Annotated in this window: 25 protein-coding genes, 1 pseudogene and 1 riboswitch; of the genes and pseudogenes, 13 read left to right on the top strand and 13 right to left on the bottom strand. The window is 62.4% G+C overall.

The genetic code is table 11. The features are described 5' to 3' along the window. Positions 1-68: 68 nt before the first annotated feature. Positions 69-140: pseudogene (locus GIB19_RS22755) on the top strand (acyloxyacyl hydrolase); the annotation flags it as partial. 114 nt (positions 141-254) lie between these two features. On the opposite strand, the gene GIB19_RS22760 reads toward GIB19_RS22755, so the two are convergent. From GIB19_RS22760 to GIB19_RS22780, 5 genes are all read right to left on the bottom strand, one after another. Next, the gene (locus GIB19_RS22760) at positions 255-953 is read right to left on the bottom strand and encodes an SDR family NAD(P)-dependent oxidoreductase (protein ID WP_172960339.1); all 699 of its coding nucleotides are present in this window, start codon (positions 951-953) and stop codon (positions 255-257) included. Continuing rightward, positions 950-2392: a deoxyribodipyrimidine photo-lyase gene (gene phrB, locus GIB19_RS22765; protein ID WP_099428314.1), complete on the bottom strand. Its 1443-nt coding sequence runs from the start codon at positions 2390-2392 to the stop codon at positions 950-952. The genes GIB19_RS22760 and phrB overlap by 4 nt, the downstream gene beginning before the upstream one ends. Continuing rightward, the gene (locus GIB19_RS22770; protein WP_274888095.1) at positions 2383-3282 is read right to left on the bottom strand and encodes a MerR family transcriptional regulator; all 900 of its coding nucleotides are present in this window, start codon (positions 3280-3282) and stop codon (positions 2383-2385) included. The genes phrB and GIB19_RS22770 overlap by 10 nt, the downstream gene beginning before the upstream one ends. After that, positions 3272-4240 (bottom strand): YbgA family protein, encoded by a 969-nt coding sequence (locus tag GIB19_RS22775; RefSeq protein WP_274888096.1) that lies wholly within the window; start codon positions 4238-4240, stop codon positions 3272-3274. The genes GIB19_RS22770 and GIB19_RS22775 overlap by 11 nt, the downstream gene beginning before the upstream one ends. A 106-nt stretch (positions 4241-4346) precedes the next feature. Continuing rightward, positions 4347-5333, bottom strand: a complete 987-nt coding sequence (locus GIB19_RS22780; RefSeq protein ID WP_274888098.1) for an NAD(P)/FAD-dependent oxidoreductase — start codon at positions 5331-5333, stop codon at positions 4347-4349. A 187-nt stretch (positions 5334-5520) separates the two neighbouring features. Between GIB19_RS22780 and GIB19_RS22785 the strand changes: the two genes are divergently transcribed. Both GIB19_RS22785 and hemH read left to right on the top strand, forming a co-directional pair. Continuing rightward, on the top strand, positions 5521-6426 hold the full coding sequence (locus GIB19_RS22785; RefSeq protein WP_027594464.1) for a TIGR01777 family oxidoreductase: 906 nt from the start codon (positions 5521-5523) through the stop codon (positions 6424-6426). Positions 6427-6439: 13 nt separating this feature from the next. Continuing rightward, entirely contained in the window at positions 6440-7453 is a 1014-nt protein-coding gene (gene hemH / locus GIB19_RS22790; RefSeq protein ID WP_099428319.1) for a ferrochelatase, read from the top strand. 141 nt (positions 7454-7594) lie between these two features. Here the strand turns inward: hemH and GIB19_RS22795 are convergent, their stop codons facing one another. Both GIB19_RS22795 and upp read right to left on the bottom strand, forming a co-directional pair. Further along, positions 7595-8869, bottom strand: a complete 1275-nt coding sequence (locus GIB19_RS22795; RefSeq protein ID WP_027594462.1) for a uracil-xanthine permease family protein — start codon at positions 8867-8869, stop codon at positions 7595-7597. A gap of 2 nt (positions 8870-8871) precedes the next feature. Continuing rightward, complete coding sequence (gene upp / locus GIB19_RS22800) at positions 8872-9510, bottom strand: uracil phosphoribosyltransferase (RefSeq protein ID WP_027594461.1); 639 nt, start codon at positions 9508-9510, stop codon at positions 8872-8874. Positions 9511-9673: 163 nt separating this feature from the next. On the opposite strand from upp, the gene GIB19_RS22805 reads away from it, so the two are divergent. The 4 genes from GIB19_RS22805 to GIB19_RS22820 all read left to right on the top strand — a co-directional run bounded on the left by GIB19_RS22805 (position 9674) and on the right by GIB19_RS22820 (position 11603). Beyond that, positions 9674-10231 (top strand): hypoxanthine-guanine phosphoribosyltransferase, encoded by a 558-nt coding sequence (locus GIB19_RS22805; RefSeq protein ID WP_027594460.1) that lies wholly within the window; start codon positions 9674-9676, stop codon positions 10229-10231. A 2-nt stretch (positions 10232-10233) separates the two neighbouring features. After that, complete coding sequence (locus tag GIB19_RS22810; RefSeq protein WP_099428320.1) at positions 10234-10707, top strand: WbuC family cupin fold metalloprotein; 474 nt, start codon at positions 10234-10236, stop codon at positions 10705-10707. A 66-nt stretch (positions 10708-10773) separates the two neighbouring features. Further along, entirely contained in the window at positions 10774-11244 is a 471-nt protein-coding gene (locus tag GIB19_RS22815) for a hypothetical protein (protein WP_027594458.1), read from the top strand. 68 nt (positions 11245-11312) lie between these two features. After that, a complete protein-coding gene (locus GIB19_RS22820) occupies positions 11313-11603 on the top strand; it encodes a PA4642 family protein (protein ID WP_103463250.1) in 291 nt (96 codons plus the stop codon). 167 nt (positions 11604-11770) lie between these two features. On the opposite strand, the gene mqo is transcribed toward GIB19_RS22820, so the two are convergent. Next, positions 11771-13276 carry a malate dehydrogenase (quinone) gene (mqo, locus tag GIB19_RS22825; RefSeq protein WP_099452910.1) on the bottom strand — a complete coding sequence of 502 codons (1506 nt, stop codon included), beginning with the start codon at positions 13274-13276 and terminating at the stop codon, positions 11771-11773. A 604-nt stretch (positions 13277-13880) separates the two neighbouring features. Then, a complete protein-coding gene (locus GIB19_RS22830) occupies positions 13881-14114 on the bottom strand; it encodes a hypothetical protein (RefSeq protein WP_265970033.1) in 234 nt (77 codons plus the stop codon). 144 nt (positions 14115-14258) lie between these two features. On the opposite strand from GIB19_RS22830, the gene GIB19_RS22835 reads away from it, so the two are divergent. Then, positions 14259-14843, top strand: a complete 585-nt coding sequence (locus tag GIB19_RS22835) for a YajG family lipoprotein (RefSeq protein ID WP_085274100.1) — start codon at positions 14259-14261, stop codon at positions 14841-14843. Positions 14844-14912: 69 nt separating this feature from the next. Here the strand turns inward: GIB19_RS22835 and GIB19_RS22840 are convergent, their stop codons facing one another. Beyond that, positions 14913-15119: a hypothetical protein gene (locus GIB19_RS22840; RefSeq protein ID WP_027594455.1), complete on the bottom strand. Its 207-nt coding sequence runs from the start codon at positions 15117-15119 to the stop codon at positions 14913-14915. Positions 15120-15279: 160 nt separating this feature from the next. Between GIB19_RS22840 and GIB19_RS22845 the strand changes: the two genes are divergently transcribed. After that, the gene (locus GIB19_RS22845) at positions 15280-15540 is read left to right on the top strand and encodes a hypothetical protein (protein WP_027594454.1); all 261 of its coding nucleotides are present in this window, start codon (positions 15280-15282) and stop codon (positions 15538-15540) included. Between the two features lie 32 nt (positions 15541-15572). Here the strand turns inward: GIB19_RS22845 and GIB19_RS22850 are convergent, their stop codons facing one another. After that, entirely contained in the window at positions 15573-16742 is a 1170-nt protein-coding gene (locus GIB19_RS22850; RefSeq protein ID WP_033694199.1) for a 1-acyl-sn-glycerol-3-phosphate acyltransferase, read from the bottom strand. Between the two features lie 121 nt (positions 16743-16863). Here GIB19_RS22850 and GIB19_RS22855 point away from each other — a divergent pair, with 121 nt between their 5' ends. From GIB19_RS22855 to GIB19_RS22870, 4 genes are all read left to right on the top strand, one after another. Beyond that, a complete protein-coding gene (locus GIB19_RS22855) occupies positions 16864-17049 on the top strand; it encodes a CPXCG motif-containing cysteine-rich protein (protein WP_027594452.1) in 186 nt (61 codons plus the stop codon). Then, positions 17049-17309 (top strand): putative signal transducing protein, encoded by a 261-nt coding sequence (locus GIB19_RS22860; protein WP_027594451.1) that lies wholly within the window; start codon positions 17049-17051, stop codon positions 17307-17309. The genes GIB19_RS22855 and GIB19_RS22860 overlap by 1 nt, the downstream gene beginning before the upstream one ends. 15 nt (positions 17310-17324) lie before the next feature. Further along, positions 17325-17945: an SOS response-associated peptidase gene (locus GIB19_RS22865; protein WP_274888119.1), complete on the top strand. Its 621-nt coding sequence runs from the start codon at positions 17325-17327 to the stop codon at positions 17943-17945. A 108-nt stretch (positions 17946-18053) separates the two neighbouring features. Next, positions 18054-18869, top strand: coding sequence for a M48 family metallopeptidase (locus tag GIB19_RS22870; RefSeq protein ID WP_027594449.1), 816 nt, complete (start codon positions 18054-18056; stop codon positions 18867-18869). A gap of 128 nt (positions 18870-18997) precedes the next feature. On the opposite strand, the gene GIB19_RS22875 is transcribed toward GIB19_RS22870, so the two are convergent. Together GIB19_RS22875 and GIB19_RS22880 are read right to left on the bottom strand one after the other, a co-directional pair. Beyond that, complete coding sequence (locus GIB19_RS22875) at positions 18998-19579, bottom strand: TMEM165/GDT1 family protein (RefSeq protein ID WP_264313979.1); 582 nt, start codon at positions 19577-19579, stop codon at positions 18998-19000. Between the two features lie 112 nt (positions 19580-19691). Next, a riboswitch (yybP-ykoY riboswitch) is annotated at positions 19692-19811 on the bottom strand. Between the two features lie 39 nt (positions 19812-19850). Next, positions 19851-20849, bottom strand: a complete 999-nt coding sequence (locus GIB19_RS22880; protein WP_186681749.1) for a class I SAM-dependent methyltransferase — start codon at positions 20847-20849, stop codon at positions 19851-19853. Positions 20850-20896: the final 47 nt, after the last annotated feature.

Below are 20896 nucleotides of genomic sequence, written 5' to 3' on the forward strand. Positions count from 1 at the left end.
GGTCTCACCGGCCTCTTCGCAGCACAAGGCTGCTCCTACAGGTCCAGCGTTTCCTGTACCTTGCGTCTTCCAATGCTGGCATCAAGCAACCTAACGACGGTGTAGAGCGCTACAGCCTGCATTACCGCATGGCGCTCTAAGCTGCCCCGCACCCTTGTAGGAGCAGCCTTGTGCTGCGAAGAGGCCGGTGATATCAGCCGAGATTCTTTGTGATTTCACTGGTCTCTTCGCAGCACAAGGCTGCTCCTACAAGATCAGGGCCGCAATGGCCACAAGCTGCTCAGGTCCAGCGTCTCCAGCACCAATTCCGGCTCGCGTTGCGGTAACCGCTGCAACAGTTCCTCGGCAGCGCTTTCAGGCGTCCAGGCCTCGGGTATCGCTTGCGCCGTTGTCACGGGTGTTTTCAACGATTGCGGCCCCACTACCGTCAAGCTGATCTGCAGCTTATCCAGTACCTGGCGTTGCTCGCGAAACCACTGGGCAGTGCTGTTGAAGCCGCTGGCAACCTGGGTGGGTGCAAACAGCTGCGAGGCCGAGTAGCGATTGAGGATGGCCATTACCTGAGGTGCATCACCCTTCGTCAGCAGCGGCAAGGCACTGGCCAGGCAATGTTCGCTGGCCACCAGGTTGCCGCTGGCGATGGCCTCGAACAGCTCGTCATCGGGCACGTCGTCGGCCAGGTAATCACTGGTGCCGGCATTGATGATCAGGCAATCCACCGAACCCCAAGTATTCAGCAACAATGTACTGGCTGCATCCGCCTGTTCCAGTACCTGCAACTCCCCCGGCAGCCGCACCAACTGCGGGGCGAAACGTTCGCTCAGCGTATCCAGCGCCTCACATTCCCTGCCACTGGCGGCCACCCGATGCCCTTGCTCGAGTAACCGCTCAACCAATGCCAGCCCTAATCCGTTACTGGCCCCTGTTACCCAGAAACTACGAGCGCTGTTCACGATACTGCCCCCTGATCCTGCCGGCGCGGAAGGCCTTTGAAGGCCTCCAATGCACGCTGGCGACTGCTGCCGAGATCGACTATTGGATTGTGATACGAATTAGTAGCAAAAAGATCCGCGACCTTCACGGGCTGATGAATGGCTTTCTCATCCAAGCCCTGCAATTCCGGTACCCAGTGGCGAATGAATCGCCCTTGCGGGTCGAAGCGCTGAGACTGCGAAACCGGATTGAAGATGCGGAAGTAGGGCACTGCATCGGTCCCGGTGGACGCGCTCCATTGCCAGCCACCGTTGTTGGCCGCCAGGTCACCGTCTATCAGGTGGCGCATGAAATGCCGCTCGCCTTTGCGCCAGTCGATCAGCAGGTTCTTGCTGAGAAACATGGCGACGATCATGCGCAGGCGGTTGTGCATCCACCCGGTGTCCAGCAACTGGCGCATGGCGGCATCGATGATCGGGAAGCCGGTGCGCCCCTGTTCCCAGGCCGCGAGGTCTTCAGGCGCATCGCGCCATGGCAAGGCTTCGGTCTGGGTGCGGAAGGCGCGGTGCCGCGAGACCTGTGGATAACCCGTCAGGATGTGCTTGTAAAACTCTCGCCACAGCAGCTCGTTAATCCAGGTTTGGACGCCTGTGCTGCCGCTGTCGAACTCGCCTCGGTTGCAGGCGAGGGCGCCATGCAGGCATTGCCGGGGCGAGATCACCCCAGCGGCCAGATAAGCCGAGAGCTGGCTGGTGCCCGGCTTGGCGGGGAGGTCGCGCAGGTGATGGTAGTCGTCAATCGCCTCATCAAGAAAGCGCGTCAGGCGGCTCTGCGCCTCGGCTTCCCCTGCTGGCCAGTGGTCGCTCAAGGTGCGCGGCGGTGTGTCGAAACCCTCTATTTGCTCGGGTATGGGGTCGCTGGCGATGTTCAGGGGCGACTGCGGTTTAACCCGAGGGGCTAACGCCGGGAGGCTGCGGTGCAAGTGTTCGAGGCAGTTTTTCTTGAACTGGCTGAAGACCTGGAAGTAGTCACCACTGCGGGTGAGGACCGTGCCTGGGCGGAAGAACAACTGGTCGAGGTAGCTGTGCGCCTGGATCGCTGACTGTTCCAGCAGTGCCCGCGTAGCCTGGTCGCGGCGCTCTTCGTTGATGCCGTACTCGTCGTTCCAGTGCACGCCCTCGACCCGGTGCTGACGGCAGGCGTCCAACACGGCCTGTGGCGCCTGATCCCACGTATCGATGGTGCGGATCAGCAACGGGATGTTGAGGGCCTCCAGCGACTGACGCAGCGTGCGCAGGTTGCGCAGCCAGAAGTCGACTTTGCAGGCAGCGTCGTCATGCGCCTGCCACTGGCCGGGGCTGACCAGCCACAGGGCTAGGGTCGGGCCGCGTTCGCAGGCTGCGCTCAAGGCGGTGTTGTCGTCGATGCGCAGGTCGCTGCGCAGCCAGATCAGTTGCATGGTGCATTAATCTCTACAGGCCGGCGGCCATTGCCTTGAAGCACGCGCAATGCCGACTGCGGGGTATCGAACAGGAAGAGCTCGGGAAGGTCGAGGGCGTTCAAGTGGGTCTCATGCAAGGCGAGCGTGGCGCCGCCCAGCAGTTTTGGCCCAGGTATGCCTTGCAGCAGGCGCTGCAAGGCTTTGCTGTCGATGCGCGGCCCCAGGTGCAGCAGGAGGGCGCGCGGCTGCAGTGCGGCGATCGCCCGTTGCAGCTGCGGGCCGCCAACCGGCTGTTCCAGCACTTCGACAGGGATGCCATTGCTGCTCAGCAGCCAGGCGCATAGCCACAAGGCGGGGTCGACGGCCTGCTCGCTGTCTTCGGCCAGCAGCACCGCTGGGCCTTGTAGCAGTTGGTTGTCGTGGTACACCCGGGCGCCGAGCTTGCTGCGCAGCCAGGTATGGAAAAACACCTGTTCAAGCCGGGCATTGAAATAGTTGCGCCAGCGCAGCTCCAGGCTGTCGAGCAGGGGCAGCAGCAGTTGCTCGCACAGGGTGATGGCGGGGTACAGCGCCATGGCCTGGTTGAGTTGCTGGTCGAGTGCGCGTTGCGAGAGGTTGGCGATGGCCTCGATCAACTGCGCCTGCCGGGCCTGCCAGTCGCTTTGCGGGGCGCTGCTGGTGGGTTTGTCGAGCAGCTCACGCACCTGGCCCACCGACGCGCCGCGCTGCAGCCAGGCCAGGATCGCTTCGACCCGTTCGACCTGCTCGATGGAATACAACCGGTGCCCTTTAGCGGTGCGTTGCGGCTTGAGCAGGCCGTATCGACGTTCCCAGGCACGCAGGGTGACGGGGTTGACGCCGGTGCGGCGGGCGAGCTCGCCGATAGGCAGCAGGCTTTCAGACGGCATTACGAAGCCCCAGGCTCTCGGGGTGTGGTTGCAGGTAGGCTTGCTGCATCAGGTAAGGGTCTGGGTGTTTGCGCAGGTGATGCTTGAGCAGGGTCAGAGGCACGACCAGCGGCACCACGCCTTGTTGGTACTGGCTGATGAGGGTTTGCAATTCGGCTTTGTCCTGTGCGGTCAGGGCATCTTTGAAGTAGCCACTCAGGTGCTGCAGCACGTTGCAGTGCGTGCCACGGCTGGCACAGCGACGCAGCGCTTGCATCAGCTCGCTGAAGTAACGTGGCCCGATCTCCTGTGGGTCGTCATCGCGGCTCATGGTGCCGAGCAGCCGCCCCAGCGTGCGGTAGGCTTGGGGGTTGTTGGCCATCAACAGGTACTTGTAGCGCGCATGAAAGCGCACCAGCGCGCCGCGGCTGAGGCCTTCGGCCAACAGGCGCTGCCAATCGGCGTAGGCGTACACGCGGCTGATGAAGTTTTCGCGCAGCACGGCATCGTGCAGGCGGCCTTCCTCTTCCACCGGCAGGTCCGGGCGCAGGCTGCAGAAAGCGTGGGCATAAACGCCGCGGCCGCCATGGAAGGCGGGGTGGCCGTTGTCCTGGTAGACCTTGACCCGTTCCAGGCCGCAGGAGGGCGATTTCTGCATGAAGATGTAGCCGCAGATATCATCGAGCTCGCCGGCCATCTGCTCGCCATAGGTGCGCAGCGGGCCGGTCAGGTCCATGCCGGGGTTGCGGGTGCCGACCACTTCGGGTTGCTCAGGGTTGCCGACCAGGCGGATAGGATCGCGCGGTACGCCGAGGCCGATAGCCACTTCTGGGCAAACGGGCACCCATTCGAAATGCGCTTCCAGTTGTGTGCGGCACAGGTCGGAGGCCTTGTGCCCGCCGTTGTAGCGCACACTGTGGCCGGTCAGGCAGGCGCTGATCGCGATGCGAGGCTTGCTGTGGGCGGTGGCGGCTTGCATAGCTGTCTCCGGAAAACCTGTACGTGAAATCAAATTTGTACAAGTTTATTCCAGCACAGCTACGGAGTTATGCAAACAAGTTTTTTTGTACAGGTTCAGCGCCCGCTCAGTCGAGGTGTTCCAGCAGCCGTCGGGCCGCTTCCTGGCCGCTCAGCCACGCGCCTTCGACACGCCCGGACAAACACCAGTCGCCACAGGCATACAGGCCTTGATCGGCATCGGCCAAGGCGCCCCACTCGTGGTTGCTGGTGGGGCGTGCATACAACCAGCGGTGGGCGAGGGCGAAGGTGGGGGCCGGTACCACGCAGCCGACCAGTTCGGCGAACTCGCCCCATAACTGCTCGATCACCTCTTCCTTCGACAGGTCGATGTGCTGCCGGCTCCAGTTCGACGTGGCATGCAGCACCCAGGTATCGAGGTGCTCGTCCCGCCCTGGCTTGCTGCGGTTGCGGGCCAGCCAGTCGAGCGGGTTGTCCTGCACGAAGCAGCCTTGCATCGGGGTGTCCAATGGGGTCTGGAAGCCCAGGGCAACCGCCCAGGTGGGCTCCATCTGCACGCCTGCGGCCACCGCAGCGAGTTTGGGGGTCGAGGCCAGCAGCGGCGTGGCCTGTGGCGCCGGCACGGCGATTACCACGCGGCTGAATGGGCCGTGGCTGCAGCCTTCGGTGTCTTGCAGGTGCCAGTACTGTTTGCCGCGGAACACTTCAGCAATGCGGCAGCCAAAGTTGACGGTCACATCCTTGAGCAGGCCACGGGTAATGGCGCTCATGCGGGGCACGCCGACCCAGCGTGTTTGCTCGTCTGGGGAGGGGGTGAGTTCGCCATCGCGGTAGTTGTACAGCTGCGGCTTCCACTGCTCGGCCCAACCGGCGGCTACCCATTGCTGGACCTGTTCGACGAAGCGCCGATCACGGGCAGTGAAGTACTGGGCGCCCAGGTCCAGCGCGCCGGCCTCGCTGCGCTTGCTGGCCATGCGCCCGCCACTGCCGTGGCCTTTGTCGAACAGGTGCACGGATTGCCCGGCCTTTTGCAGCGCCTGGGCGGCGGACAGACCGGCGATACCGGCACCGATGATGGCAATAGGTATTGTCATGATGGCCTCTTCAAACCTTGCTGTGAGCAGACTACGCTGTCAGGCAAACCTGTACAATGCACAACTTTTGTATAAGGTTATTCCGCTTTATAGAGCAGGTTGGCCTATGTTTATCCGAGAGCGTCGGGTCAAAAAAGTGCCTTGATCTTAAAAATAGACCACAGCCGCATTCTGCGAGGACACAGCCATGCATATATTGCTGACAGGCGGCACTGGCTTGATTGGCCAGCACCTGTGCCAGTTCTGGCTCGGCCAGGGCCATCGCCTCACGGTCTGGAGCCGCCGACCGGAGCAGGTGCCCAAACTGTGCGGTAGCGGGGTGCGCGGTATCGCCCAGTTGGACGAACTGCAAGCGGACGATCACCTCGACGCGGTCATCAACCTGGCGGGTGCGCCGATCGCCGACCGGCCTTGGACCGGAGCCCGGCGCAACCTGTTGTGGGCCAGCCGTATCACCCTCACCGAGCAACTGCTGGCGTGGCTGGGTGCGCGTGAGCAGCGCCCTGAGGTGCTGATTTCCGGTTCTGCGGTGGGTTGGTATGGGGACGGCGGTGAGCGTGAACTCACCGAGGCGTCCCAGCCGGTGCGCGAAGATTTTGCCAGCCAGTTGTGTATTGCCTGGGAAGAAACTGCCCAGCGTTCGCAAGCTCAAGGCATCCGCGTGGTGCTGGTACGCACCGGGTTGGTACTGGCCAGCGATGGCGGCTTTTTGTCGCGCCTGCGGTTGCCTTTCAAGCTCGGGCTGGGCGGGCCGTTGGGCGATGGTCGGCAGTGGATGCCGTGGATCCATATAGACGACCAGGTCGCCCTGATTGATTTTCTCTTGCAGCATAAGGACACCAGCGGTCCTTATAATGCCTGCGCCCCAGAGCCTGTGCGCAACCGTGAGTTCGCCAGGCGGCTGGGCCGTGCGATGCACCGGCCGGCGCTGCTGCCTGTGCCTGCGCTTTTGCTGAAGGCCGGGCTCGGCGAGCTGTCGACGCTGTTGCTCGGCGGCCAGCGGGCGCGCCCGGTGCGCTTGCTGGCGGCAGGTTTCACTTTCCGTTTCAACGATCTGCAATCGGCCCTGGACGACTTGTCCAGCCGCCTCTGACATAGGACGCTGCATGACCGATCACGCCCTGCTGCTGGTGAACCTGGGTTCCCCGGCCTCCACTTCGGTGGCTGATGTGCGCCGTTACCTCAACCAGTTCCTGATGGACCCGTACGTGATCGACCTGCCTTGGCCGGTGCGGCGCTTGCTGGTGTCGTTGATTCTGATCAAGCGCCCGGAACAGTCGGCGCACGCCTACGCGTCGATCTGGTGGGACGAAGGCTCGCCACTGGTGGTGCTGACCCGCCGCCTGCAGGCTGCGATGGTCGAGCACTGGCCCCATGGCCCGGTAGAAATTGCCATGCGCTACGGCCAGCCGGCGTTGCCCGAAGTGCTGGAGCGCCTGGCAGCTCAGGGCGTGCGCAAGGTCACCCTGGCACCGCTTTATCCACAGTTCGCCGACAGTACGGTGACCACCGTGGTGGCGTTGGCCAAACAGACGGTCAGCGAGCGCCAGTTGCCGTTGCAGATGCGCGTGCTGCAGCCGTTTTACGACCATCCCGAGTACATCGAGGCGTTGGTGGCCAGCGCCAAGCCTTACCTGCAGCAGGATTACGACCACCTGTTGCTGAGTTTTCATGGGCTGCCGGAGCGGCACCTGAAAAAGCTCGACCCCACCGGTAAGCATGATTTTCAGGCGGCCGATTGCTGCAAGGACGCCAGTGCCGAAATGCGCGCCGTGTGTTATCGCGGGCAGTGTTTGGCCACGGCCAAGGCCTTTGCACAAAAAATGGGCATACCGGATGGCAAGTGGTCGGTGTCGTTCCAGTCACGCTTGGGGCGCGCCAAGTGGATCGAACCCTATACCGAGACGCGGCTGGACGAGTTGGCCAAGGCGGGGGTGAAGAAGCTGCTAGTGATGTGCCCGGCGTTCGTTGCCGATTGCATCGAGACGCTGGAAGAGATCGGCGATCGCGGCAAAGAACAGTTCATCGAGGCAGGGGGCGAGGAATTGCTGCTGGTGCCGTGCCTGAATGATCACCCGGAGTGGGTGAAGGTGCTGGCGGGGATGTGCGAAAAAGCCTGAATGAGTCCGCCCTTGTGGGGGCGGCCTTGTGCTGCAAAGAGGCCGGTGATGACACAGAAGATTGATGTGTTGTCACCGGGCTGTTCGCAGCACTAGGCTGCTTCTACAGAAGAGGCGTTTTGCGGCAGGAGCCCGTGTCACTCAAGGCAGCTGATCATCCAGCTTCTTGTTCTTCCAGCCATCATTGCCCGGCAGGATCAGGTTCAGGGCAATGGCCACCACGGCGCACAGGGCGATGCCCTTCAGGCCCCAATCGTCCGGGCCGTCACCGCTGCCGATCAACACGCCGCCAATACCGAACACCAGGGTCACCGAAACGATCACCAGGTTGCGCGCCTCGGCCAGATCGATCTTGTGGCGGATCATGGTGTTCATGCCCACCGCCGCAATCGAGCCGAACAGCAGGCACAGAATGCCGCCCATGACCGGTACCGGAATGCTCTGCAGCAGCGCGCCGAACTTGCCGATGAAGGCCAGGGTAATAGCAAACACCGCCGCCCAGGTCATGATCTTCGGGTTGTAGTTCTTGGTCAGCATCACCGCGCCGGTCACTTCGGCATAGGTGGTGTTGGGTGGGCCACCGAACAGGCCGGCAGCCGTGGTCGCCAGGCCGTCACCCAGCAGGGTGCGGTGCAAGCCAGGCTTTTTCAGGTAGTCGCGCCCGGTGACGCTGCCCACCGCAATCACCCCACCGATATGCTCGATCGCCGGTGCCAGGGCTACCGGCACGATGAACAGGATGGCCTGCCAGTTGAACGCCGGCGCGGTGAAGTTGGGGATCTCCAACCACGGTGCAGCGGCAATCTTGGCCGTGTCGACCACGCCAAAGGCAAACGCCAGGGCAAAGCCCACCAGCACGCCGGAGATGATCGGCACCAGGCGGAAGATACCCTTGCCGAAGACCGCGACGATCAAGGTAGTCAGCAGTGCCGGCATCGAGATCAGCATGGCGGTCTTGTAAGGCATCAGCGCAGCACCGTCACCGCCCTTGCCCATGGCCATGTTGGCAGCGATGGGCGCCATGGCCAGGCCAATCGAGATGATCACTGGGCCAATCACCACAGGCGGCAGCATGCGGTCGATGAAACCGGTGCCTTTGATTTTTACCATCAGCCCCATGAAGGTGTAGACGAAGCCTGCGGCCATTACGCCGCCCATGGTTTCGGCCAGGCCGAACTGGCCCTTGGCAAGGATGATCGGGGTGATGAAGGCAAAGCTGGATGCCAGGAACACCGGGACCTGACGGCCGGTGACCAGCTGGAACAGCAGCGTGCCGATACCGGCGGTGAACAGCGCGACGTTCGGGTCGAGGCCGGTGATCAGTGGCATCAGCACCAGCGCGCCAAATGCCACAAAGAGCATCTGCGCGCCCGAAACGACCTGGCGCCAAAGCGGGTCGTTGAAGCCGTCCTGCATGGTCAGGCGTCCTTTTGCTTGGTGCCGAAGATCTTGTCGCCGGCATCACCCAGGCCCGGCACGATGTAGCCGTGCTCGTTCAGGCGCTGGTCGATCGAAGCGGTGTAGATCTGTACATCCGGGTGGGCTTTTTCCACCACATTGATGCCTTCGGGTGCGGCGACCAGCACCATGGCACGAATCTCTTTGCAGCCAGCTTTTTTCAGCAGGTCGATGGTGGCGACCATCGAGGCGCCGGTGGCCAGCATCGGGTCGATGATCAGGGCCAGGCGCTGGTTGATGTCCGGCGCGAGCTTTTCCAGGTAGGTGTGAGCTTCGAGGGTTTCTTCGTTGCGCGCGACGCCGACGGCACTGACCTTGGCACCCGGAATCAGGCTGAGCACGCCGTCGAGCATGCCGATGCCGGCGCGCAGGATCGGGACGACGGTAATCTTTTTGCCGGCGATTTTTTCGACCTGCACCTTGCCACACCACCCGTCGATCTCGTAGGTTTCCAGTGGCAGGTCCTGGGTGGCTTCATAGGTCAGAAGCGCGCCGACTTCCTGGGCAAGTTCGCGAAAATTCTTGGTGCTGATGTCGGCACGGCGCATGAGGCCGAGCTTGTGGCGGATCAGCGGATGGCGGATCTCACGAGTGGGCATAGGGGGGGCTCCGAAAGGCGGGCAAAAAAACCGCGCTAGATTAATCTATTCAGCCTGTGCTGTCGTGTAGTCCTTTTGGACGTTAGTCCATAAATGCTTGATCTGTGGCGAGCGGATGCGTACCTTTGCCCGCTTTTCCAAAATACCCCCCCTGGAGAGCGCAATGCCCGCCGATCTCGAGCACATCCGTCAAGTCATGCGCGAAGCAGACTGTCTGTACACCGAAGCCGAAGTCGAAGCGGCCATCGCCAAGGTCGGCGAGCAGATCTGCAAAGACCTGCACGACAAGAACCCGGTGGTCTTCTGCGTGATGAACGGCGGCCTTATCTTCTCGGGCAAGCTGCTGACCCACCTGCAGTTCCCGCTGGAAGCGTCGTACCTGCACGCCACCCGCTACCGCAACCAGACCAGCGGCGGCGAGTTGTTCTGGAAAGCCAAGCCAGAAGTCTCGTTCATCGACCGTGACGTGCTGATCGTCGACGACATCCTCGACGAAGGCCACACCCTCAGCGCCATCATCGAGTTCTGCAAGCACGCCGGTGCGCGCTCGGTGCACACCGCGGTGCTGATCGACAAGGACCACGACCGCAAAGCCAGCCCGGACCTTAAAGCCAACTACGTCGGCCTGCCCTGCGTCGATCGCTACATCTTCGGCTATGGCATGGACTACAAGGGCTACTGGCGTAACGCTAACGGCATCTTCGCCGTCAAGGGGCTGTAACCATGCGCCAGCCCGCGTTCATCGACCAATCGCTGTTCGCCGAGCTGGCGCAGAAGGCTGCCGCCAACCCTCGCGGGCGGCAGCACCATAACTTCCATGAGATGGAAGAGCCTTGCCACCGCATGGCAGTCGGGCTGCAGCCGACGACCTACATCCCACCCCATCGGCACCTGAGCGACGACAAGGCCGAAGCACTGATCGTGCTCAAGGGGCGCCTTGGCCTGCTGATCTTCGATGAGCACGGTGCGGTGACTGAAAAGCGGGTGCTGCAGGCCGGCGGCGACTGCCTGGGTGTAGACCTGGCGCCCGGTACCTACCACGGGTTGGTGGTACTGGAGCCGGACAGCATCCTCTTCGAATGCAAGGCCGGGCCGTACCGGCCAGTGGGCGAGGGCGAGCATGCCCACTGGGCGCCGCGTGAAGGCGAGGCCGGCGTGGCCGAGTACCAGGCCTGGATGCGCGCCCAGTTCGATTGATCGCGGGCTCCCGGTACAGGCTGAACACAGCATGCTAGAGTGCCTGTTCAAGCCAAGGAGCCTCACATGCGTGCGATTCTTCCCCTCCTGCTGGCGGTCAGCCTGCCGATCTGTGCCGCACCGCTGCACAGCCAGTTTCTGCCGCCTGACGACCTGTCCCTGCGCCAGGAAGCGCCGACCGGTCAGCAACTGCTGCAAGTGACCGATTATGCAGTGGTGGTCGGTGCCCAGCGCCAGTCCGACCAGCAACCAATCCCCATCACCGCATCGTTGCAAATGCGCCTAAAGGGCAAGCCGCTGAGCAAGGGCGCCACCATCGCCCAGGTGCTGCTGACCTTCGATGGCGAAGCCGGCAAAAGCTTGAAAAAGCCGGTTTATGACGAGAAAACCCGCACCTTGAGCCTCAACTACCCGGTCAGTGATTACCGCGTGATCATGGACCTGCTGCGCAACGAAACGCTCTACGTGCAGTTTCTGACCTACGGCAACGGGCATATCTGGGCCGACCTGCACACCGGCACCGTACGTACGCGTTGAGGCGCGCGCCCTGCGGGGGGTAAACTGCCGGCCTTCGAAATTCCGTGATGGTCCAGTTGGAGTCGGCAATGCGTAAAGACAAGAAACAGGTAATCGGTGACGAAATCAGCGACGACTACGTCAAGTCGTTCCTTCAGTTCGAGCCAGCCGATGGCGTGACTTCGCCGTCGCTGCACAAGCTGGTCAAGGCTTACCGTGGCCTGCGTGTCGACGACTTCGAGCGTTTCGTCGGCTTCTTCGTCGAAGCGGGCCTGGACCTGGATGGCAAGGACGAGCACGGCAAGACCTTCGTCGAACAGATCGCCGACCAGCGCAATGCTCCTGAGTACATCGAGATCATCGATAAAGCCCGCGGCTGATTGTTAGGCCTGTACTGGCCTCTTCGCGGGCAAGCCCGCTCCCACAGGTATTGCACCGCTCTCAAGATCTGTGAAAAACGTGTGGGCTTGCCCATGAAGAGGCCGGCACAGGCCAAAACGCAGGCACAAAAAAACGCCCCGAGGGGCGTTTTTTCGTTTCAGCCAGCTCAGGCGTAATGCTTGGCCGGGCTGTCTTCCACCAGTTCCAGCGCGGCATCGTTGTCGGCACTGATCTTGTTGTACAGCGCGGCATCGGTTGCCAGGACCTTCTCGCGGGCGGGGAAGATTTCCTTGAGCTTGGCAGCCCAGGCACCTTTGGCCTGCTCGGGGAAGCAACGCTCGATCAGTTCCAGCATGATCGAAACGGTTACCGAAGCGCCCGGCGATGCGCCGAGCAGAGCGGCCAGGCTGCCATCCTGGGCCGAGACCAGCTCGGTACCGAACTGCAGAATGCCGCCCTTTTTCGGGTCTTTCTTGATGATTTGCACACGTTGGCCGGCCACTTCCAGGCGCCAGTCTTCGGCTTTGGCTTGCGGGTAGAAGCGGCGCAGCGATTCCAGGCGCTGTTCCATCGACTGCATCACTTCGCTGACCAGGTACTTGGTCAGGTCCATGTTGTCGCGGGCCACGGCCAGCATCGGGCCGATGTTGCCCATGCGCACCGACAGTGGCAGGTCCATCAGCGAACCATGCTTGAGGAACTTGGTGGTAAAGCCTGCGTACGGGCCGAACAGCAGCGAGGTCTTGCCGTCTACCACGCGGGTGTCCAGGTGCGGCACCGACATCGGTGGCGCGCCGACCGCAGCCTGGCTGTAAACCTTGGCCTGGTGCTGTTTGACGATTTCCGGGTTGTCGCAACGCAGCCATTGGCCGCTGACCGGGAAGCCGCCGAAGCCTTTACTCTCGGGGATGCCCGACAGTTGCAGCAGCGGCAGGGCCGCGCCACCGGCACCGAGGAACACGAAGCGCGCGTCGACTTCACGGCTGCCGCCGCTGTTGACGTCCTTGATGCTCACGGTCCAGCCGCTGCCGTTACGGCGCAGGCCGACGACTTTCTTGCTGTACTTGACCTGCGCGTCGGGCGAGTCGCCCAGCAGCTTGAGCAGTTTGTTGGTCAGTGCGCCGAAGTTGACGTCGGTGCCTTTCGCCACGCGGGTGGCGGCGATGTGCTGGTCGGCCGGGCGGCCGGGCATCATCAACGGCATCCAGTCGCTCATCACGGCCTTGTCTTCGGTGTATTCCATCTCGGAGAAGGCGTGATGCTGCTTGAGCAGTTCAAAGCGCTTCTTGAGGAAGGAAACACCCTTGTCACCTTCGACGTAGCTCAGGTGCGGGACAGGGTTGATGAAGGCACGCGCCGAGCCGAAGTTACCCTTCTTGCTCAGGTAAGCCCAGAACTGGCGCGAGACCTCGAACTGGGTATTGATGTGCACGGCCTTCTTGATGTCGATGCTGCCATCGGCGGCCTGGGGCGTGTAGTTAAGCTCGCACAGGCCAGCGTGGCCGGTACCTGCGTTGTTCCAGGGGTTGGAGCTTTCCGCGGCCCCGGAGTCCATCGCCTCGACGACCTCCAGCTTGAGGGTCGGGTCGAGCTCCTTGAGCAGTACGGCCAGGGTGGCACTCATGATGCCCGCGCCTACCAGTACTACATCAACCGATTCGTTCTGCGCCATTTAACGCGTCTCCACAATCTACAGCTACCTAATTGACAGCATAGGATCCCTGGGTTCGCCAGGATCGCCATGTCCGACTTTTCGCAGTTCTTGCAACTTCCGCGGACACCGCCAATCAGTCTTCGGGTTCGGGTATTGAACCCCGATTGCCACGGGTGCGGCAATTCGACTTATGGTCAAGGTGTCGTGCGTGCGTTATGGAACGGCCTCAGACACTCATCCGGGATGAGCGCAGTTGCCGCCTGTTCAGGGCTGTTCGGGACACATCTGCCGCTTTTGCACATGCCAGACTGTTCATTTGCTCGCCACACTCTCGTGAAGTTGTGAAAAACCGTTTTTTCACGCTCTTTTGGAGACGTGAACCTCAAAAGGGGACTGCGCGATGGCAACCCACAGGTTCATGCAGTGCGAAGGGCCGGAAAAGCAGGCACGACAGCCGATGCAAGACCTGAGTGGAAGGCTCTCTGTGGGCGAAGCGGTGAAGGTGCCGGGGTCAAGCGGCAAATGCGGGGCCCGATCAGGAGACGTCCTTATAATCGGGGGGAGATTATAGCGATGTCGCGGGCAGAAAGGTCGTTATTCGTGGTTTTTATTGCAGCGTTTGTCAGGCCGGCAGGCTGCGCTGATGCCAACGGTTGTTTGCGCGGGCGCAAACCCGGGCGCTGGCGGGCAGTTGGCGGCCCAGCCAGGCGAGTTGCACTTCATTCACCTGGACCCAGCCGCTGGCGCTGGGTGGCTGGCTGCAGTGCTTGAATGCCAGGCATTTGCCCTCGGCGTCGAGGCAGGCATAGGCGAGGTGGCGCGGGCGTTGGAAGAGCAGTGTCCAGAGCGAGGCCATGGCGGTGAGTCCTGTGTGTTAGGGCTGGGCCAAGGATAACGGCGGGGGCATGAAACGATTGTGACAGCGCGGTCTTGGCGATGACTGGCCTGTGCGAGGCTGGGTATACTGTGGGCCTTAGCCGCATTTTCTGGAGAAACGCGCATGTTGCAACGTCTGTTGTTCGGTTTGATCGCGGTGGCCAGCCTCAGCCTGGTCGGATGTGCCCACAGCCCGCAACAACTCAGCCCGCAACCCAAGCTCACCGCCCAGCTCGCACCTGTCGGCCACGGTCAGCCGGTGGTGGTCAAAGTGGTTGATGGCCGGGCTTCGCAGTCCCTGGGCACGCGCGGTGGCATGTACCCCGAGACCAGCACCATCAGTGTCAGTGGCAATGATGTGCTGCCCAAGCTGCAGGCCCAGGCCGAAGCCGCTGTGCGCCTGCTCGGTTTCACCCCGACGGCGAATGCCTACAATGCCCCGCAGTTGACCGTGACCCTGGCCGAGCTTAAGTACCAGTCGCCAAAAGACAACCTGTACGTGACCGAGGCCACCATCGGTGCCACCTTCCGTGCCGACGTGGCCAACGCCAACCGCCGTTACAGCGGCCGTTACGGTGCTTCGCTGGACCAGCGTTTCGGCATGGCGCCGAACCAGGAAACCAACACCAAGCTGGTCAGCGACGTGCTGAGCGACGCCCTGACCCGCCTGTTCAAAGACCCGACCATCGGGCAAGTACTGGGCGAATAAGCGTTCAGCCCCGCTAAAACAAACCCGCTGCCTGGCTGACAGGCAGCGGGTTTGTTTTTTTTGGGGGCTTCAGGCCGCCTGGATATGGAAGTCCAGCAGGCTGAAACCGGTAGCCACATCCACCTCCGGCAAGTCCTGATGCGCGTGCCCACCCAGCGCGCAATAGACCAACCACTGGCGGTCCTGCACATTGATGGCAAAACCGTCGATCAACGCCTGCTGTTCGTCGCTCTGGGCTACGAGATAGAGGCGGTCCTGGTTTTCGGCGTGCAGCATGAACAAGCTCCGGATCGGGAAAAGGCCGACAGCGTGGCCTGTTCTGATGACGAACCTGTGACAGATGAAATTTAGTGACACTTTGTCGCCGAGCCCGAGCGCCCACGCCGGACTTGGGTAGAATGCCGGCCTTTGCCGTCCTTCAAACCGAGGTTGTGTAATGTCGTTGCAAGTGCTCTGGGGGTTTCTCGCCGCCCATCCCACCAAGCTGATCAACCTGCTGGCGTTGCTGATGACGTGCCCCGGCGGGATGCTGCTGCACAGCGCACGGCGGCGCGAGGCTGTCACGCGGGAAAGCCTGGCGGTGGATGAGGGGGTGGTGGATGCGTTTGACCTGAGGGTGCCGCGTTACTTCTATATTCTCGGTTTTTCGTGCCTGGCCATGGCGCTGCTGCTGTCCTGGTTCAGTACCTGGGTGTAAAACCTTGGGGCTGCAAAGCAGCCCCGGGTTGATCAGGCAACTGGCGTTTGCTGCTTGACCTGGTACTGGTTGCGCACCGGCGTTGCGTACTGCAACACCAGGTACGGCCGCTGTTCTTCAGGGCAAGCTTCCAAGCGACGCTGCCATTCTTCCTTGGCACGCGCCAGCTCTTCGCCTGGGAACACCTTCTCGGCGCTCGGCACTTGCAGTGCCTCATCCTTCTCGTCCCACATCGCGTAGGCCAGGTAGTGCACCGGGAACAACCGGTAGCCACCGAGGACCTGCCGGTCGATTTCGGCTGCCAGCTGCTTCGTGTCCTCGAAGTACTCGGTCACCGGCGCGGCAAAGTTGATGTGCACTCGGCCTTTGTAGCCGGTGATGCCCTTGGCGATGCTGTTGTCGTCCTCGCCCGGCGCCTTCTTGTAGGTGCCGGTGGTGGCGCGGATGTACAGCTCGCGGGCCTTGGCCTGGTCGCAGGGGTCGTACTCGTAGCTGATCGAAACCGGCGTCAGGTTCAGGCTCTGGATGACCGCGCCGAACGGCTCGTCCTTGCGGCTCATGTGGAACATCTTGAGGATCGCCGAGTCGGTACGGTCGTCGCCGTCCTTGGCGCGGCCTTCGGCCTGGGCGATCCAGATCGATGCGCCATCGTTGCGGATCGAATGGTTGATGTAGGCCGAGAGCAGTTGGTAAGCCGCCAGCTTCTCGCGACGACCGCTGAGCGAGCGGTGCACAATGAAGCTCTTGTTCAGGCGCATCATGTCGCTGACGAAGGGCTTTTGCAGCAGGTTGTCACCGATGGCGATGCGTGGGGTCGGCAGGCCGGCGTGGTACACGGCGTAGTTGACGAAGGCCGGGTCCATGACGATGTCGCGGTGGTTGGCCAGGAACAAGTACGCGGTGCCGGCCTTGAGTTGCTCGACGCCCGAATAGGTAACGCCGTCGGTGGCGCGCTCGATGGTCTGGTCGACGTAGTATTCGACTTTGTCCTGCAAGGTCGACACGCAGGTGACGCCGGCGAATTCCTTGCGCAGGCGGCGGGCGATCAGTGGCTTGAGCAGCCAGCCGAGTGGGGCGGCAGCACGCGGGAAGCGGAAGTGGGTGAGGATATCGAGGAATGCCGGGTCGCTGAGCAGGCGTGCCAACACGGCAGGGACCTCAGCGTCGTCGTACGGTCGGATGGCATCGAATTCGCCCATCATGCTCTCTTGTTGGAAACGGCTAGGGTAATAGGTAGGGACGGGGTTCGAAAAACGGCTCGAACACGCACAGGCCCTGTAATCAGACCGGCAATTATACGCATAAGTCACCGTGGAGGCCGCGATGCTGGAAACTGACTTCTATGATTGCCCGTATTGTGGCGAACGGGTGGAAACCACTGTCGATATCTCCAGTGGCGACCAGGTCTATACCGAGGATTGCCAGGTCTGTTGCCAGCCAGTGGTGTTCATCCTGCAGGTGCACGGTGACGAATGGATGCTCGAAGTCAGACGCGAGGACGATGCCTGATGCAACGGATCTACGAACCGGAAAGCCTGCTGGAGGCTGAAATGCTGGTGGGCATGCTGGCCAGTGAGGGCATCTCGGTGCACCTGGTCGGCCGCGACCTGGTGGGTGCTGCCGGTGAGCTGCCGATGCAGGGTTTGCTGGGGCTTGCCGTGCCCGACGAGCAGGCCGAGTACGCACGGCAGCTGATCGATGCGTACAATGATGCCCAGCCACTGGTTGGTGACGAACCGGAGAGCTATCCCGGTACCTTGATCTGCTAGGTAAAAGATTCGCCCATGTGTGGACGTTACGCCCTGTTTCGCTGGCCCCAGGCCCTTGCCAGTCTGCCGGGCTTTCCCGTCGGCCAGCCGGCACAATGGAATATCTCGCCCGGTGCGTCGGTGTTGATCCAGCGCCAGGTCGACGGCGAGCATGGCTTGGCCAAGGCACGCTGGGGCCTGACGCCAGCCTGGCTCACTGACCTTTCCCGCACGCCTGCCCATGCCCGAGCAGAAACCCTTGCCGAACAGCCGATGTTCCGCGAAGCGTTTCGCCAGCGCCGCTGCCTGATGCCGGCCAATGGCTTTTATGAATGGCGCGGTACGGTACGCAAACGCCCCTATTGGCTGACCCCGGGGGAGGGGTCGTCACTGTATTTTGCGGCGGTGTGGGAGGCCTATCCGGTGCAGGACCAGGTTTGGCTGAGCTGCGCAGTGGTGACCCAGGCAGCCATGAACCAGCGCCGGCCGTTGATTCTGGACGAGGCGGGGCAGGCGGCCTGGCTGGCCCCTGATACACCGATCACACGCCTGCAGGAACTGCTCGCCAGCCCTCCGGCTACGCTGCGTGAGCGGGCATTGGCAAACTTTGTCAACGACCCGAAACTGGATGCACCGGAGTGCCTGACGCCGGCCTGACGCCGGCCAGAACGCGCGGCCGTGCAGGCGGTAAAATTCTTCCCTGCGGCTATGGCGGGTCCAGGCGACTAAGCCTAGGATACGCCGCATGTAAAAGGGAGTGTTTCCATGCGTAAGTCATTTGTTGTCAGTGTGTTGAGTGCCGGTATCCTGCTGGCAGGCTGCCAGGCGGTGAATACCACCAGCGGCGGAGCCGTCGGTGTCGAGCGCAAGCAGTACATGTTCAGCATGCTCTCGACCGATGAGGTCAACCAGATGTACGCCCAGTCCTACCAGCAGACCCTCGGTGAGGCGTCGAACAAGGGCGTGCTGGACAAGTCCAGTGCCGATGCCAAGCGCGTGCAAGTCATCGCTGACCGGTTGATCGCCCAGGCGCCGAAGTTTCGCCCGGATGCCGCCCAGTGGAACTGGGAAGTCAACGTGATCAAGAGCGACGAGCTCAACGCCAACTGTGGCCCTGGCGGCAAGATCATCGTGTACACCGGCCTGATCGACCAACTCAAGCTGACCGATGCCGAGATTGCTGCGGTGGTCGGTCACGAGATCGCCCACGCCCTGCGTGAGCACAGCCGCGAAGCCATGTCCAAGGCCTATGGCGTGGAAATGGCCCGTCAGGGTGCGGGTGCCATCTTCGGCCTGGGCCAAAGCAGCATGGCCATGGCCGATACCGTAGTGAACTACGCCATGACCTTGCCCAACAGCCGTGCCAATGAGAACGAGGCGGACCTGATCGGCCTGGAGCTGTCGGCACGTGCCGGTTACGACCCGAATGCCGCGATCACCTTGTGGAACAAGATGAGCAAGGCTTCCGAAGGCGCGCCGCCTGAGTTCATGAGCACTCACCCGGCGTCCGAAAGCCGTATTGCCTCGTTGCAGGCAGCGATTCCGAAGGTGATGCCGCTGTATCAGGCTGCCAAGAAGTAATCTGCGTCACCTGTAGGAGCAGCCTTGTGCTGCGAAGAGGCCGGTGACAGCGCCGAAGGTCTACTGTGCTGTCACTGGCCTCATCGCAGCGCAAGGCTGCTCCTACAGGTCAGCCTGCCCAGCGACTATCAGCCCACCCAGCCACTGGCCTTCATCGCCGAATACACCGCCACCACCGCCAGCACGGCGAACGCGGTAGCCGCCAGTCGGCGAATCAGGGTCAACGGCAGTTTGTCTGCCGCAAAGTTACCCGCCAATACCACCGGCACGTTGGCAATCAGCATGCCCAGCGTGGTGCCGATGATGACCATGATCAGGTGCGGGTATTGCGCGGCAAGCATGACTGTCGCCACCTGGGTCTTGTCGCCAATCTCGGCCAGGAAAAACGCAATCAGCGTGGTGAGGAACGGGCCGAAGCGGCGCGCCGGGTTTTCATCGTCATCCATCTTGTCCGGCACCAGTGTCCACAGCGCCGTGGCAGTGAAGCTGGCGGCCAGGATCCAGTGCAGCGCCGAGTCGCTGAAGAACCCGCCGACCCACGCACCCACGGCGCCCGCGGCGGCATGGTTGGCCAGGGTAGCGGCGATGATGCCGGCGATGATCGGCCAAGGCTTGCGGAAGCGAGCGGCGAGAATGAGCGCGAGCAGTTGCGTCTTGTCACCGATTTCGGCGAGGGCAACGATGGCGGTGGGGACCAGCAGGGATTCCAGCATCAGGTTTCCTACGGGGGCGGGTCGACACGGCTATGACACGTACAGCCTTCCCGCCCCGGGTAAGGTGTGCGTGTCATAGGTCTTGTCAAACCGCGGATCCGTCTGTGCGGATCTCTCTATGCAGGCTCTGCATAGTGGGTCGCACGCGCCATGGCCTGTGGGCCAAGTATGTTGACGCGTGCCGGGCGAGCTGGGTGCTCGCGGGAGACTACTCCCCTAGGACGGTGCGGATTCTGCCTAGCCGAAGCGGTTTCGGCAAGCGCTGTTTTTAACCGCGTGTTGCCTGGTAGATCCGGAAACCGTCCGCCTCGGCGCGTACCTGGCAGTTACCCAAGGCCCCTTCGATCAGTGGCTGGTAGCGCAGGAAGCTATTGGCAACAAGGCGCATTTCGCCGCCTTTTCGCAGATGAACGCCAGATTTTTTCAGCAAATTCTCTGAAGCCTGGTAATTGGTGTGCACGCCGGTATGAAACGGCGGATTGCTCAGGATCACGCTCAGGTCGGCAGGGGCCGCGTCGATGCCATCACCGCTGATCACTTCACCTTCCAGGCCGTTGGCGGCCAATGTCAGGCGGCTGGCTGCCACGGCAAACGCGTCCACGTCGAGCAGGGTCAGCCGGCTTTGCGGGTAGCGGCGTTTCACCGTGGCGCCCAGCACCCCGGCACCGCAACCGAAGTCCAGCACATGCCCGCTTGGCAGGCCATCCAGGTGCTTGAGCAGCAGGGCGCTGCCGCGGTCGAGGCGGCCGTGGCTGAACACGCCCGGCAGGCTGACTACCTGCAGTGGGCCATCCTCGAGGTCGAGTTCGAAGCGCTCGGCCAGGCTTTCCAGCGGCGTGGCCGCTGGCGCGTGGTCAACGGTCACCTGCCACAACTGGCAATGCCGGGCGCTGTCGAGCTTGCGCGGTTTGCCAAAGGCCTGCAGTTGCTTCGCCGCGCCTTCGATGCCGCCGCGTTTCTCGCCGACCAGGTACAGCTCGCGCCCGGCCAGGCGCGAGGCCAGGGCGTTGAGCAGGTAGGCGGCCAGCTCGCGGGACTTGGGCAGGAACAGCACAGCGCTGTCGAAGGCCACTGGGGGGGCTTCGACACCGTAATGGCTACGGCCAGCGAAGCGGCCCTCGAGCATGGCCTGGTCACCGGCATGCCAGGTCCAGCCATGGGCCATGGGCAGGTGGCCGAGCAGGTCGTCGGCGGGCGCGCCGGCGAGCAGCAGCGGGCCTTGGAACAGGTCCGCCTGGCGGAGCAACACTTCACTGCGCGGGTCCATGGACGACGCCTCCTGTAAAAAAAGTCGCGCAGTGTAGCAGAGGCTAA

Origin of the sequence: Pseudomonas sp. ITEM 17296 (assembly GCF_028895205.1) — a bacterium.
GTDB classification, from domain to species: Bacteria; Pseudomonadota; Gammaproteobacteria; order Pseudomonadales; family Pseudomonadaceae; genus Aquipseudomonas; species Aquipseudomonas kermanshahensis.